The 15,100-nt window shown below is 62.8% G+C and carries 10 protein-coding genes and 2 pseudogenes; 3 read left to right on the forward strand and 9 right to left on the reverse strand.

The window, feature by feature from the left end; translation table 11 throughout:
- Positions 1-58: 58 nt before the first annotated feature.
- The 4 genes from WFR25_RS26355 to WFR25_RS26370 form a co-directional block, all read right to left on the reverse strand.
- Entirely contained in the window at positions 59-1,051 is a 993-nt protein-coding gene (locus tag WFR25_RS26355; RefSeq protein WP_336975333.1) for a universal stress protein, read from the reverse strand.
- Positions 1,044-1,754 (reverse strand): DUF2238 domain-containing protein, encoded by a 711-nt coding sequence (locus WFR25_RS26360; RefSeq protein ID WP_336975276.1) that lies wholly within the window; start codon positions 1,752-1,754, stop codon positions 1,044-1,046. Before WFR25_RS26360 ends, WFR25_RS26355 begins: the two co-directional genes overlap by 8 nt.
- 3 nt (positions 1,755-1,757) lie before the next feature.
- A complete protein-coding gene (locus WFR25_RS26365; RefSeq protein ID WP_336975277.1) occupies positions 1,758-2,231 on the reverse strand; it encodes a hypothetical protein in 474 nt (157 codons plus the stop codon).
- 236 nt (positions 2,232-2,467) lie between these two features.
- Positions 2,468-3,265 (reverse strand): universal stress protein, encoded by a 798-nt coding sequence (locus WFR25_RS26370; protein ID WP_336975278.1) that lies wholly within the window; start codon positions 3,263-3,265, stop codon positions 2,468-2,470.
- 882 nt (positions 3,266-4,147) lie between these two features.
- Here WFR25_RS26370 and WFR25_RS26375 point away from each other — a divergent pair.
- Positions 4,148-4,479 (forward strand): annotated as a pseudogene (locus WFR25_RS26375) (single-stranded DNA-binding protein); the annotation flags it as partial.
- A 498-nt stretch (positions 4,480-4,977) separates the two neighbouring features.
- Here WFR25_RS26375 and WFR25_RS26385 read toward each other — a convergent pair.
- The 5 genes and pseudogenes from WFR25_RS26385 to WFR25_RS26405 form a co-directional block, all read right to left on the reverse strand.
- Positions 4,978-5,283 (reverse strand): alkylphosphonate utilization protein, encoded by a 306-nt coding sequence (locus WFR25_RS26385; protein WP_336975279.1) that lies wholly within the window; start codon positions 5,281-5,283, stop codon positions 4,978-4,980.
- Positions 5,280-6,362 (reverse strand): annotated as a pseudogene (locus tag WFR25_RS26390) (acetyl-CoA C-acyltransferase); the annotation flags it as partial. The gene WFR25_RS26385 and the pseudogene WFR25_RS26390, both read right to left, overlap by 4 nt.
- Before the next feature lie 74 nt (positions 6,363-6,436).
- A protein-coding gene (locus WFR25_RS26395) for an IS3 family transposase (RefSeq protein WP_336967452.1) occupies positions 6,437-7,800 on the reverse strand; the annotation gives its coding sequence in 2 pieces (ribosomal slippage) (positions 6,437-7,450 and positions 7,453-7,800; 1,362 coding nt in all).
- A gap of 52 nt (positions 7,801-7,852) precedes the next feature.
- Positions 7,853-8,782, reverse strand: a complete 930-nt coding sequence (locus WFR25_RS26400; RefSeq protein ID WP_336975280.1) for an ArdC family protein — start codon at positions 8,780-8,782, stop codon at positions 7,853-7,855.
- 80 nt (positions 8,783-8,862) lie between these two features.
- Positions 8,863-10,953 (reverse strand): ParB/RepB/Spo0J family partition protein, encoded by a 2,091-nt coding sequence (locus WFR25_RS26405; RefSeq protein WP_336975281.1) that lies wholly within the window; start codon positions 10,951-10,953, stop codon positions 8,863-8,865.
- A 253-nt stretch (positions 10,954-11,206) separates the two neighbouring features.
- On the opposite strand from WFR25_RS26405, the gene WFR25_RS26410 reads away from it, so the two are divergent.
- Positions 11,207-13,558 carry a phospholipase D-like domain-containing protein gene (locus WFR25_RS26410; protein ID WP_336975283.1) on the forward strand — a complete coding sequence of 784 codons (2,352 nt, stop codon included), beginning with the start codon at positions 11,207-11,209 and terminating at the stop codon, positions 13,556-13,558.
- A complete protein-coding gene (locus WFR25_RS26415) occupies positions 13,522-15,057 on the forward strand; it encodes a septum formation inhibitor-activating ATPase (RefSeq protein WP_336975285.1) in 1,536 nt (511 codons plus the stop codon). Before WFR25_RS26410 ends, WFR25_RS26415 begins: the two co-directional genes overlap by 37 nt.
- Positions 15,058-15,100 lie beyond the last annotated feature (43 nt).

The following is a 15,100-nucleotide window of genomic DNA, read 5'->3' on the forward strand; positions in this document are numbered from 1 at the left end:
ACACGAGTCATCGCTCGCTCTTCCGTGGCCTGTCAGGAGCATCTCTGCTCAGACCGCGTCATGTGCGGTCGGCGGAGTCTTTGTCCTGGGGGACGAGCAGGACGTCACAATCGAGACAGGCAAGAAGGGCACGCGCCGTGCTGCCCAGCATCGCCGCGATCAGGCCGGATCGCCCATGCGTTCCAACGACCGCCAAATCGGTATTGTTTGATTGCACATGGTCGCGCGCGACGGCGCAGATTTCGCCGTAGTCGACGTTGATGTCGAGCCGGTCGCGAACACCGGCGGGCAGGTCGGCTTCTTCCAGGAAGGTTTCCAAATCCCGCGCGATGTCTGCCTGTCGATCTCCCGCGGGTCCTTCGCGGCCCCGCAGCGTTTCCAATCGCACGTGATAGGCGTGTAGAAGTGTTAGGTCGGCCGCTGGGAAGATCGCAACGGCGAGACGCAGTGCCGTCGCCGAGCATGCTGAAAAATCCGTCGCTACCATGAGCTGGCGATACTGCTGTTGCGCCCGTTCCTTGACGATGAGCACAGGCAGACCGCCCCGTTGTGCGAGGCGCTCCACAGTCGTCCCGACGATGAAGTCGCCAATCTCGTCATGACGCGAGATGCCGGCGACGATAAGGTCGACCCCGAACTCGGCGGAGGTTTCGATGATCGCCTGCGCCACGTCTCCGAAAGCGAGACGAGTAGAGACCGCTATGGCGTCGTCCTGTACCTCTGCGCGTAGCCGCGTCTCAGCCCGCGCGATGTCTTCCTGGACGTCAACTGTCGTTGCAGCGTCATTCCCTAAAACATGAAGAAGGATAAGCTTCGCGCCCCAGACGCGCGCCAACTGAATGGCACGGTCACGCGGCCGGTCGCAACGACCGCTAAAATCGGTCGGAAACAATATGGTTTGGGGCGCGGTCATGCAGGTCATTATAGCCGCGGTTGCGGCCAGACCAAGACGATCCACCAACATTGGTCTCGCCGCGATGGTTTGAAGCGCGCGGCGGTAAACCCAGAACTTCTCACGGCTAGAGCCGGGCAGTCCCAGGCCACTAGTCATCACCGCGTCTCTTGTTCGGTTCAAAGAGCTGTGGGTTGCGCTCTATGAAGCGCCTTGCCCAGCTGTCGACGTAGCTGTTCGGCTCCTGGCTCATATAGCGCCACCCTGCGAGGCTGACGATAGCGGCACCGATCAGGTTGACGATCAGATCCCACATGGTGTCGGTCAATCCGGATGGATCGCCGAGCATGGGCTTTTGCATGTTAAACCCGAACAGCTGGTCCATGGCGAACTCGAAGATTTCCCAAGTGCCGCCGCTGCTTACCGAGAACATAAAGGCAAACAGCGCAACGAATGACGGGCGCATGTGAAGATCGACCTTCTCATCTTCGTTCAGGATGTAGACGACCAGGAAGCCCAGGAACCCGAGCAGCAGACCCGCACTGCCGTGCAGTGCCAGGTCCCACCACCAGATCCGTTCATAATAGTCGCGAACCTCGCCGAGAAAGAGAGAGGCAAAGACAAACAGTACGATCGTGATGCGGATTTCGGAAGGGATTATCATCGATCGAAATCGGCGCAGCACGATCGGAGCGAGGAGTGCGGCTATCAACCCAGTCACAAGGAAGACATGCATCCAGCGCTCGCTACCGATCAGCAGGGCGAGCTCCCCGAGCATGATCAGCTGCAATATGGCAACGACGATGAGATGGGCCTTACCGGCTATTCCCGCACCGTTGGATGGAGATGTCGAAGCGGTCATGTCTCATGATAGGCCATATCCACGGCGAGCCAAACGCCGGCATCCCGCCGTCGCATTCCGCACGCTGCCGGCAAGAGAGGGAGGACTGGAAGTTGGTCGTTCCGTCCGTGCCAGCCGGGCGCCATGTCGTGAAGGAGGCGAGATCACCGGCGGATCGATGCACCCGCTTGCAGCGCGGCATAACTGGCCGGAGATCCATCCCAGGCCACCAGGGGCGCGGCCCGCCGCGCTGAAGCCCCGTGCGCCTTCGGGCACCGCAACGATGGGCTTGTTGGATTTGACGAGGAGATCGCCCACGACCGCCGCCATGTCCCAGGAGACGTCCTCCTTGCCAAGGCGTTCCTCGATCCAGGTGCGATTGCGGCCCTCGCGATCGCGCTCTTCCTGCAGCAGGATCGCGCTTCCATCCCCGGCATAGGGATCGGCGGCCAGGACCGGAAGCACGGCAACGTTGAGACAGATGAGGTACCCATCCAAGGCTCGGGTCAGGTCGAGCGCGGCCTGAAGCCGTGCTTCCTGCCCACATCTTCATGAACGAGCAGGAGCACATTCTACATAGCCGGTCTCCATCGCAGCAAGCAGTGAATTCTGGTTTTCCGCGACAGGCGCTCCGAATGCCGTGGTCAGATGGGTGACGGGACACTTGCCCTTGTTCAGGACGGTATCAGACTTCGGCTTGAAACCTCACCTCTTCTGGCGTCCGCGCGCATGGATCAATGTGAAAACAGCAGCGGGAGCGGCGCGCCCACGAGCAGGTCGCGGGTCACTCCGCCCAGGATCATTTCGCGCAGGCGCGAATGTCCGTAAGCGCCGAGCGACAGCAGCGCGGCACCGCGCTCGCGGGCAACCTTGACCAGCGCGTCCGCGTCCGACAACTCGTCTGCATAGGCAGGAATCACCGTCGACGCGAAGCCGTGCCGTGCGAGGTGGCGGGCGATATCCGCTCCGGGCTCGGAACCGTGGCCCTTCGTCGTGGGCTTGGCATCTAGAACGAGCACGTCGATCTTGGCCCCAGGCGCGGCAAAGGCCGTTGCAGCGCGCAGCGCATGCGTCGACTCGCGCGTGGCGTTCCAGCCGATCGCGAGATGCTCGATCGCGCGCGGCTTGTGCCCGTTCGGAACGATCAGAACCGGCCGGCCCGACGCGAACAATATGCTCTCGATCGTTTCGCGCCGGATCGGCGGATAGTCATAATCGTCGGCTGGGCCAAACAGCACAAGGTCGGCGTAGCGGGCGGAGACCGCAGCCTTGGTGAAGATGACCGCCGGCCGGTCGGAGATCGTGCGGACCTCGACATTGGAGGCGCCGGCAATCTTGGCGATCCGCTCCTGCTTGGCTTCGACCGCTTCCGTGTAGTCGTGAAGAAAAGCATAGGGTGGCGCGATGGTCAGCGCATAATCGGCCGAAGGGAGAGCCGAGAGCACGACGAACGAAAGGCTGGCATTGTAGAACTCGGCGAAAGCGAGCGCGTCACACAGGAACTGCTCGTCCTTGTCGCCGGTATCGACCACGGCGAGGATATCCTTGATAGCCATTCTTCCCTCCAGCTTGATGGTATTTTGCTACCCCTTGCCGGTGAGGGTTTCATTGGGGTGTTTTACGTAGTCGTTCACGTCGAGCACGGTGAGCTGGTCGACCAGCGACCTCGCCCAGCAGCGGCCCGAGAGCAACCACATTGCTGGTGTGCAGAATGCTGTCGGTCTTTACGATCGGGCAGCCAATATCGGTGAGCAACGCCTCCGCTCCGGTGGCGAAAAGCCCGTGCACCGCAAGGCAGATTGGCGCGGGGAACCCCTGGATGTATCCCATTTCCCGGAGACCTGCCCATGTTCATGTCCGATCGTCCCACTGCGTGCGCGCTCCTCGCTTTTCGGGCAATCCGGGCCGTTGCTGGAAAGCGAGGCTGCTGTCTCTGTGGTTGACTGGTCGCGATGTAGACGAGGTTGAAGGTGCCTGCCTGCGCGAGTTGCGCAACCAGGCTAGGCCTTCATGGCTCCGCCAGCTGTCGCTGCGCCGTGGCGCGCGATCGAGAGACTGGCGCAGCCCGGCGGTCGGGAAGGCGCTTTGATGTTTCTTGTTCGCGCGCGCGAGTTCGATAGCGGGGCACGTCTCGGCGCTACTGTTGTCCTCGGCCCGCCCAGCACCTGCTGCGATATCCTATGAGCTGGGGCTCAAGGCCGCTCTTTTGGGCCGTGGTTGGTCGCACGATGAGGTCGCGCGCGATATCCGTCACGATCTCCTCGCCGCCTTCGACGAGGCAAGGCGTCTTGGCCTGCCGTCCCCGGGCCGTTTTTCGGCGCTGCGCCTGCCGGTGGATGATCCGCGCTGTCCGCCTTGGCCGGGGATCAGTCGAAGGGACGGTCCCTTGGACCTGACACGAAGGAACTCCAGCCATGCAAAATCTCGTCATCCTCCCCGGCAATGTCGGCGCCACGCCCGAGGCCCGCACCACCCAGGGCGGCACCCATATCACGCATTTCAGCCTCGCAACCTCGCGTCCGAAGCGCGACAGCAACGGCAAAATCCTCCGCGACGACAACAATCGCCTCGAGGACACTGAATGGACCGGATCCTCTGCTTCAACGGCGTCGGCAAGACGGTCGAGCACTATGTCGACAAAGGCATGAAGCTCATGGTCCGCGGCCGCATTCACTACACCCGCTGGACCGACAGCGAGAATATCGAGCGCTACGACGTCGAGATCATCGCCGACGAGGTCACCTTCCCCAACGTGCTGATCACAGGACATCAGGCATTCTTCACTGCCGAGGCCCTCGCAGAAATCGCGCGAACCACAATCGAGAATCTCTCTAGCTTCGAGGATAAAGGCGTGCCGGCGAATCCGGTTGCGATCTCGACCTGAGGCGATGCAAGTTGCACTGGCATTCGCCCCTATCGGATTGCTGCTCGCCCTGTTGATCAGCACTCGGTGGTCGCCTACGCCGCAGCAGCCGGGGCAGTCGGCCTGATCGCGGCGCTGCTAATCTGAGTTCAGGAGAGGTGAATATCCCAGAGTCGATGCCAAACCAACGGGTCCACGACAAGCGCACGCGCCCCGCTGATTTCCAATGAGAGATGGCGCGGCGTCCCACCGAGTCCGACAACCAACTCTCAGTAGAGATCCGGCAGATTGCCTGACGGCTGTGCGCCGGCGGTCAAAATGGAGCAGTTCCTCAGTCGATCGCGGGCGACATCACCGGTGCGTGTGCGCTGCCGACGCACGTCAGTTCCGTTTGCGCACGAACTCGGCACGCAGAACGAGCCCCTTAATGCCATCATAGCGGCAATCGATCTCTTGAGCATCACCGGTCAATCTGATCGACTTGATCAACGTCCCGCGTTTGATGGTCTGCCCCGCTCCCTTGACTTCGAGATCCTTGATCAGTGTTACCTGATCGCCATCGGCCAGAAGATTGCCTACGGCATCGCGGACTTCCGCACGGCCAGCGGCAGCCTTGCGCTCCGAAAGTTCGGAGGCCGGCATCCATTCGCCGGACTCATCATCGTAAACATAGTCGTCTTGGCTCATTTGATTTCTCCAGTCTGTTCCGATCGGCCGTTTAGACGGGAAAGGCGCTCGATCACCAAGGCAATGCCTTGCCCGCCACCAATGCACATCGTCACAAGGGCATAGCGCCCGCCGATGCGCTCGAGTTCGTAAAGCGCCTTGATCGTGATGATCGCTCCTGTCGCCCCGAGAGGATGACCCAGCCCTATACCGCTACCGTTCGGATTCACCTTCTCAGGTGCAAAATCGAGGAGCTTCGCGACAGCGCATGCCTGCGCGGCGAAGGCTTCGTTGGCCTCGATCACATCGATGTCATCGAGCGACAGCCCTGCGCGCTTCAGAGCAATGGGAACGGCCTCGACCGGTCCAAGCCCCATGACGTCGGGCGCAACGCCGGCGTGACCCCAGCTGACAATCCGCGCCCGCGGAGTAAGCCCCCGCGCATGGGCGGCAGCTGTGGACGCGAGCACAAGCGCGGCCCCGCCGTCGTTGATCCCGCTGGCGTTTCCGGCGGTGACGGTAGCGCCGTCCTTGCGGAAGATCGGCTTGAGGCTGGCGAGCTCCGTTTCCGAGACGTCAGTCCGCACGTGCTCGTCAACCTCGAACCGGGATATACCCCCACGACTTTTCCACTCGACGGCAACGATCTGCTCGGCGAACCGGCCCTCCTGCTGGGCCCGGCCGGCGCGCCTGTGGCTTTCGGCGGCGAGCGCGTCCTGTTGCAATCGCGAGATGCCGTGCCGCGCAGCCACATTCTCCGCCGTCATGCCCATGTGCCCGGCGCCAAAGGGATCGTTGAGAATGGCGTTCATCGCGTCGATCATTGCCTCGTCGCCCATGCGCCGGCCCCACCGGAGCGACTTCACCACATGCGGCGACTGGCTCATGCTCTCCACACCGCCCGCCACAGCGAAATCGCATTCGCCTAGCGCAATCATCTGCGCGACCGAGATGATCGCCTGAACGCTCGACCCGCATAGCCGGTTGAGCGTCAGCGCGGGCGTCTTATCGGGAATCCCTGCGGCTATCGCACAGACCCGCGACAGGTAGGCGTCGCGCGGCTCGCTCTGGATGACTTGCCCGAGCACAACATGGCCAACTGTCCGTCGTCAGAACATTTGGCACACGTCGCGTCGTAAATTAGCGGAGTGCGGGCCTCGTCTTGGGGTTGATGTTAAGCGGCGAGCCTGCGGTGTTGCAAGCGCCGATATTCGATGGTCTTTCGCTTGATCCTTTCGCGCTGTTTGATGATGGCGGGAGCCCTGCCGAGGTAGGCGTCGGCGGGCGTCACGTTGTTCAGGCTCTCGTGGTAACGCTGGTTGTTGTAATGCTCGACGAAGGCCTCGATCTGGGCCTCAAGGTCGCCGGGCAGGAAGTAGTTTTCCAGCAGGATGCGGTTTTTCAGGGTTTGGTGCCAGCGCTCGATCTTGCCTTGGGTCTGGGGGTGCATCGGAGCGCCGCGTACATGGCTCATCTTCTGGGCATCGATGTATTCCGCCAGTTCGCCCGCGATGTAGCTGGGGCCGTTATCGCTGAGCAGCCTGGGCTTGTGCAGCACGGTGGCGCTGTCGCAGCCGGAAGCCTTAAGGGCCAGGTCCAGCGTGTCGGTGACATCCTCGGCGCGCATGTTGGTGCACAGTTTCCAGGCGATAATGTAGCGCGAGAAGTCGTCGAGCACGGTCGACAGGTACATCCAGCCCCACCCGATGATCTTGAAGTAGGTAAAATCGGTCTGCCACATCTCGTTCGGACGCGTGGTCTGGGTATGGAAGCGATCGGCGGCCTTGATCACCACATAGGCCGGACTGGTAATCAGATCGTGGGCCTTCAACAGGCGGTAAACGGTGGCCTCCGACACGAAGTAGCGCTTCTCGTCGGTGAAGCGCACCGCCAGTTCGCGCGGTGACAGCTCGCTGTAATCCAGCGCCATCTCGACGATCTGGCCCTGGATATCGTCGCCGATGCGGTTCCACACCCGACTCGGCGCCGATGGCCGATCTTCCAGCGCCTCCGGCCCGCCTTCGACGAAGCGATCGTACCAGCGGTAGAACGTCCGGCGGGGGATGCCGAGTTTGTCCAGCGTGTGCTTGGCGGGCAGGTGCGACTGCTCGACGATCCGGATGATCTCGAGCTTTTCGGATGCGGGATACCTCATTCGTCGTCGCCCCCATCCGCGATCATGCTTTTTTTAAGCAGGCGGTTTTCCAGCGTCAGGTCGGCCACGCATTCCTTCAGGGCACGGGCCTCGCGGCGCAGATCCTGCACCTCGCCAGTGGTCGCAGCACGGGCGGTGTCACCGGCCAGGCGCCGCTTGCCCGCTTCCATGAACTCCTTCGACCAGGTGTAATACAGGCTTTGGGCAATGCCTTCCTTGCGGCACAACTCGGCGATGCTGTCCTCGCCGCGCAGACCGTCCAGCACAATACGGATCTTGTCTTCGGCTGAGAAATGGCGCCGGGTCTGCCGCCGGATATCCTTCACAACACGCTCAGCAGGGGCCTTTGTCGGCGAATTTTTCAAGGAGGGTTTGGGCTTCATCTTCGTTCCTTCGTCACTACGACGAAGCCCAAACCCTCCTTAATTTACAACCTCAAATCTGTGCCATTGGTGCTGACGGCGGACAGTCGGCTGCGGCACCGCCGAAGCTCTTGAGGTATGCGAAGGCCTGCTCGGCCTTGGCGGCGGCATGGATGATCGCGGTCTTGTCGCCGCGCAGGATGCCGAGCCAATGCCCGACATAGCTCGCATGGCTGTCATGAAGCACGTTGGGGAGTGCGAGGTCTGCGCAGCAGAGCCCTGCGCCGACCTCAGCTACGAGTTCCTCGAACGAATATGCCTTGTCGCCGAAGCGTTTGCCGAAGGTCCGTGCGAGCCTGTTGGCATGGCCCGACCAGTGCACGGTCTCGTGGCAGCGGGTCGAAGCGTAGTGATCCATACTGCGGAAGGCCGTTCGGTTTGGCAGCTGGATATGGTCGAAGGTGGGACTGAAATAGGCCTGGTTCCCGCCATGGCGTACATCGGCGGGAATGACAGCGAAGAAGGCGTCGATCGCCGCCTGACGCTCGGACGGGACTGGAGGTTGCTCGGGCTCGTCGGATGGATAGAAATAGGGCGGAAGGCCGTCCACCTGATCGGCATTGTAGACGATGTAGTGGCGCAGGAAGCGGATGCTGCGCTCCACCTCCTTGCCGGTTTCGGGATGTTCCTCGCGTTTCTTGAACGAGGAGTAGTAGACCGACAGCGCGCCGGTCTCGCCTTTGCGAACATGGCCACCCAGCGTTTCCGCCTGGCGCCAGGTCATCCAGTAGCGCGAACGATAACCCTGGGCATCGCCGAGCGCCCATAAATAGAGCACGTTGATGCCCTTATAGGGCGTTCCGCAGTGACGCAGGGGACGGCCCCCTGCCCCATTCGACCGCCAAGGCCGCGACCAGGGCGGGACGCCCTCCTCGAGTTTGCGGATGATGAGGTCGGTGATTTCCGCGGCAACGTCGCGGCTGGAGCGTTTCGCAAGGGGCATGGCAGGTCTCCGGGCGGAACGAGAAAGTGCCGCCGGCGCAAGAACAGGCGCCGGCGGCTAGGCATCCAGGAGAAAGAGGATCAGGCCGCGAGGGCATCCTGATCCGGCGCTTCCGCGTTGACCGCGGGCTCGTCGGCGCCAGCCGCGTTCGCCCCTTCCGTATCCTCGGCATCTTCAGCGACGCTGGCTTCCTCGGCGGGCTCGAGGCCCTCCGCGTCGGCCTTGTCGAGGAACTGCATGGCGTTTGGCACCCAGGCGAGCGCGGCATCCCGAACCTCGGGCTCGACGATCGCCTCGCCGGCGAACAGCTTCGCGCACGATTCCGAGATCTCCGACTTCTTCATCGTCGCGTGCCGCGCGGTCTGCGCCGCGCCGCCGACATCGGCGAGCAACGTCAGGATCGAGCCCTTGCTGATGCGGTCGAAGAAGTTCTCCGAGGTCGGCCGCCACCAGCTTGCAACATCGACTTCCATGATCGTCGCCAGCCGGTTGTGCAGCGGGCATTGCTCGGCGCGGTAGCTCGCCTTCGCCTCGAGCGACATCGCGACGATGTAAGCGAGCCAGGCGGCCTTGCTGTCGTCGTCCAGTGCCCGGAACGCCTCGAACCGGTCGACCTCGGACTTGTGCTCCGTCCAGCTTGCATCGAGACCGTCATGCGCTTCGGCGAGATAGCCCCGCGCGCGCGTCGCCGGCTGCTCGCCGCTCACCGGATCCTGCGGCGAACGCGCGCGAATGGTCGAGCCATAGGCGCTGAACGTGCTGGTGCGATCGTCGATCATGACGAAGAGCGCATAGTCGAGCGCCAGGGCCGGATTGCTGAGCAGGGTCGCAGCGAGCACGTCACGCCGCTGCATCGCCAGTTCGTCGTAGAGCCGGGCACTCAGCGGCTTGCCCCCCGGGGCGATGGCCTCGGGCGGCGGGGCGGGCGGCGTGTAGCTGCTGCCCGAGCCGGTCGAGCCGCCTCCGCCAGCACCGTCGTCGTGGCCCTCGTCGCCGTCTTCACCAGAGCCGCCGACGCGGACCGGTTCCTCGCTGTAGTATTCGGTATCGAGGACCATCTCGCCTTTCGGCGTCAGCTTGAGGAACGCGCCGACGAGCGGCTTGAGCTCATCGGGTAGCAGCGGCGTCACATTGTGGATCGCATGCATTTCGTCGTCGAGGGCGTCATATTCCTGGTCGAGCGCCTTGTAGGCGTCCTCCGTGAGGGACTCGTCATCCATTTCCTCGGTGATGGCGTTCTGGCGCTCATCGATGGCGTTCAGGCGCCCGACCTGCTCATCCGTGAGATTCGGCCTGGGAAGGATCACCCGGTAGAGGCCAGCGGCCGCGCTGTGCGTGTAGTTCGACGCGATCGGCCGGATCCACGCGAGGCCCAGCTCTTCACCGACGCGCTTGGCTTCCGCTTCCATGATGTCGGCGGCGAGACGCTGCGCGATCTCGGGGTTGACCCATTTATCGCCACTGTCGCTGAAGAGGTCGCGGTCGACCTTGCCACCGGCCTCGGCGTAGCGGTCCTCGCCGATCAGGATCGCGACCGGATCAGTCGATTTCATGGTTTCGTTGGCGATGACGCGGCGGATCGTGTCGGCGTTGGAATAGCTGGTGCCGTAGCTGTTCCAAACGAGGAGCTGCTTCTCCTGGTTCTCGGTCGAGGCATAGGCCTTGGCGACGTCGAGGGTGATCGTGCCGTCGGTAAGCGCCTCGAAGATCGGTTCGGCCAGCGTGGCGAGACGGAGGCGACCTTCGACGAACCGGCGGGTCAGGCCGAAGCGCTTGGCGACGCCGTCGATGTCGTTGTTGAGGCCGATAAAATACTGGAAGGCCCGGCATTCTTCGGCCGGCGTCATCTTGAGCTGGTGGAAGTTCGCCGCTGTCGAGGTTTCGGACAGCGTCGCCTCGTCGCCGACCAGTACCTTGACGGGAACGTCATAGGTCTCGGCGTCGATCACGCCCCGCCCGGCGAGCATCAGAAGACCGCGCAGCCGCCGGCCGCCGTCGAACACCTCGAAGGTGCCGCGTGGCTTCTTGACGGGCGTGACGAGCAGATTCTGCAGGACGCCGCGGGCTTCGAGATCGGCGGCCATCTGCGGGATCTCGAGGAGATCGTCGGGCCGCTTGCGAACATTGATGGGGGAAAGCGTAAGCTTCGAGAGCTTTACGGTAGTGGTCATCGGAGGAACTCCTTCTGGCATCCGGATCAACCCGGACACCAGCTCCGCTCCCCCTTCCCTTTCTTGAATTTGGGCCCGTACCGCCCCAGTGCCGGCATGACTGCCGGCAACAGACGAAAGCAACAGCGCGATTTTGGTGGGTCGGCTTTCGAGCGATACCGACCGGGCGAAGACACGACATTCAACGCGACGTCGGTTTTTTTACTTCCAGTGAACTCGCTGGCGACTACGCTTGCGCTGCAAGGGGGTGCATGTGAATCCGCTCGATCTGATCTCGGCCGCGCCGTGGAAACGGGCCGCCTTCACGACCTATGCGCTCTCGTTGTCCTTCTTCGAGGCGGTACTGCTCGACGCCTTGCTACGGGGCGGCGGTCGCAATGCCCTCATCCTGGCAGATCCCGAAGGTGTTCGCGCAGGTCTCAGCGAGGAAGGCGCGCGCAGAGTGGGACGCGATTATGAGATCGAGCCGGTCGCCTGCGTCAATCACGGCGTCTTTCACGCGAAGGTTGGCGCTCTGTTCGCCGATGACGACGCCCACTTGCTCGTCGGCTCCGGTAATCTGACGTTCGCCGGCTGGGGCGGCAATCTCGAGCTGGTCGAGCATCTGCATCCGAGCTTCGCGGCCGAGGCATTCGATGATGCCGCCGGCTTTTTCGAGCAGCTATCGGGATCGGAGCAAATCGTTACTACAGCCGGAGAGGCATGCGACGCGATCGCCGGGTCTTTGCGACGATCGGCGCAAGGCCATGCGCGCCCGGACAACATCCATTTGCTGCACAGCCTCGACGGGGCGATCGCCGAACAGCTCGCACTCTACGCCGAAGATCTCGGTGGTGTGACGCGTATGACGGCCATTTCGCCCTATTATGACCTGCGTGGTGAGGGTCTCGATGCGCTCGCCGCAATGCTGGAAATCGAGAGCGCAGATCTGCATGCTCACCCGGCGGGCACGGTTCGCGGACAAGGCTCGAATTCTTGGCCATTCGATGGCACCTCGCAGTGGAGGGCCGTCAACGCGGCCGATGCATTTGGACAGGACGACCGGCCGCTCCACGCCAAATCGCTCGAACTGGTATGTCGCAAGGGGCGCCTTGTTCTCAGCGGCAGCGCGAATATGACTCATGCCGGCCTGTTCGGGCGGAACATCGAGGCCGGTGTTCTTCGCATTCAACGCAACAGCAAGTCCTATTGGGCCACGGCGAAGGCAAGTGCCCCGCTTCGTCCTGCAACCGACGAACTGGACAAGCCGGAGTCCGCGTTGCCTTCGATCGGCATTCTCAGCGCCTCGCTCGAAGGCGAGATGATAAGCGGCCGTGCGCTGGCGCCGCGACTGACTGGACTGGTGGACGCCTTCCTGCGAACGCCGAGTTCGTCCCACGTGGTCGGTCGGGTGCAGATCGCCGATGACGGGACCTTCCTGTTGTCGGCGCCAGGTATCGAGTTCGAAAGCTGGGAAAATGGGCGTCTGATTCTCGGCTTCGAACGCGATGGCAAACGATGGGAGGGGTTTGTCTCGATCGCGGCCGCGCTCGAACTCATCCGGCGTACCGGATCAATCGCGCCGCGCCTGATGGCAATGCTCGCTGGTACGGAGACTCCAACCGATGTCGCCGCTATCCTGGCCTGGTTCCGCGAAGACACGAGCCGGCTGCCAGCCTCTCTCGCGATTGGCGGAGGCGGTGAGTCCGCTCGGTCCGACGCAGTGCAAGGCTTCGTGACGCTAGCCGACCTTAAGGCCGCGGGTCTTGGTGTACGTGCCGGGAGCGAAGCGGAAAAAGGCGAGACATCGTCGGCCTGGCGGCACGCAATGGCATTAATTCGCGCTGCCTTCACACAGTCGCGCGGGCCATGGGGCGGTGGCGGCGAGACCGACGATGATGATGACGAGGATGAAAAGGACCGGGAAAAGCGCGCGCGATCCGAGGAATCGGCGAACCACCGGTCGCTCCAGCTCTTCGACGAACTCTTGAACGCGATGCTCTCGCCCGAAGTGCAGGGTCGCAATGCGCTGATGGCGCTGTCGCTATCGCATTTCCTCGCCGACCGTATTCGACCTGCGCCAGGGAAGGTGCAGGTCTGGCTCGAAAAGGTGCTGCCTCAGATAGCAAGCTTCGACGGTCCGGAGAGCGATCTGGCCGTCGCATCTGTCCTCCTGCACCACGCTGCCGATCGGCGCGGCGAAAACGCTATCAGGGCACGTCGCTATTTTCTACGGCGCAGGATTGATCCTGCGTCTCTCATTGTCCTCCCGGATGTCATTCCCGCGTTCACTGCTCTGCTGGGGTCAGGCATCGATCTTGGCGGCTTTCTATCCGAGGTAATGGGGGCTCGGACGATGGGCGAGCAGATCGGCGCCTATCTGGCCGCCGGTGAGGGTGGAGGGCCTCCGGCCGGTTTTGACAGCCTCACCGCGTCGCCTCACTGGCCGTATCTTGGCCGGGCTCTCACCGATCCGTCTTCGTTCGCCAAGCTGATCGTGCTCGACAGCTTCCGGCCGTCCTGTCCGCGCTGCAACATGCGACTGCCTCTCGCGGCAGGAGAAGATCTACGCATGCGAGGGCTGACCACTTGCTGCGGCCGGATCCTCATCAATCGGGATTGCTGACGATGGCCGAGCTGAATGAACTCCTCGAAATCGCGCGCAATGCCGGCGAGCCGCGGACGATTGACCGAAGCAAGATCGACTTCGGCGGCGTGGATCCGCTCGGCCTGAGGCAGATTAATTTCGGCCTTATGGATCGAGTCCTGCCCGATCTGAACAATGTCACCAGCCATATTCGTCCCTATACGCTGATGGCGTGGGCCTGGCGGCGTGTTCGGCATATTCTCGAGAGGAGCAAGCGACCGAGCGCGCTTCCCGAGGAGATGCGCGATTTCGTTGATCGGATCGAGGCAATCTATGCCTGGTCCCAGTTCCTGGTCGATCCCCGCGCCGACATACCAGGGGCGCAAGCGATGCGATCGATGCTTGATTGCGCCCAATATCAATTTGATGGCGAGGAATGGGCTGGCCGGCGGAACATGCGGCGCTATTCGACCGGCTTCATCTCGCCGCTGAATTACGGGCCAAGCCTGCGCACGATGGGGTGGCTGGTTCCCGTCGAGGGAGCGGCGGGGATCTTCCAGCCTGATCCATCGCTTGATGCCGTGCTCGACATCTTTGAGAAGCGCTTCGAGAGCGAATTGGAGCACGAGGCGTTCAGCCGTTTCGGTAGGGTCACCGTGAAGCGCGCGGATGCGGAACGTTGGGGCAAGCTCTGGGCCTTGGAGAAGCCGAGGCCGGCCGAGGCGAAGGCGATGTTTGGGCGGCTTGGCGGGGAACGCGCGGCACCGGCGCGCCGGAAAGGTGTCGCGCTGATCCAAGCGGCCTTTGCCGATCTGGAGGACGAGGAAGCAACCTATGAGGATATCAGGGTGCGGATGGCCGACCGGGCAGCAGTATGGAGGGGCCCGGAAGATCGGCCGGCTGCGGCGGACGAGTGGCGGATGGTCCAGATACGTCAGCTCTTCCGGCTTGCGCTCGAAAGCCTGTTCTATTGGACGATAGGCAGGCTCCTGCCAGGCCCCCTGTCCACTGCGCAATTGGCCGAGGCGTTTCTCGCGGCCCTGGACGAGCCCGCCCTGCCCGATGTCGCCGGTGCCTGGATTCTCGCTTCGAAAGACACGACGAACCCGGTCGAGCATCTTCGCGCGCTGCAGGCCGCGCTACGCGATCAGAGCCAACTCCCGCCGGCCATCGTTGCGGCCTTGGCGCTCTGTTTGCGGGAGGCACCCAGCCAGGCACATCCGTTCGAGAACTTCGATCGCCTACCGCTGAGCCGGGCCAAGAAGGAAGCCGAAACTTGGCGAGCGCTTTCGCCGGCGCGTTTTGTCGCTCGCATCTTCGAGATCTGGATCATGGCCCAGCACGCGTACTGGTCGGTGGGACGCGGTCTCGCTGATGCGCGAAACAAGGGTAAGACCATCCTTCGGTTACGCATCGTCATGGAAGAGGGTGGCTGGACGTTGACACCCGGCACGACGCGACAGGGAAATCCTCCCGAGCCTACACCTGACCGTCTCGAAACCGCGATCAGTCTTCTGGTGGAATGCGGACGGCTATGAGTTATCGGCGCCGGCCCACATGTCGCGTTCGTTGGCGCACGCC

The organism is Sphingobium aromaticiconvertens (assembly GCF_037154075.1).
GTDB classification, from domain to species: Bacteria; Pseudomonadota; Alphaproteobacteria; order Sphingomonadales; family Sphingomonadaceae; genus Sphingobium; species Sphingobium aromaticiconvertens.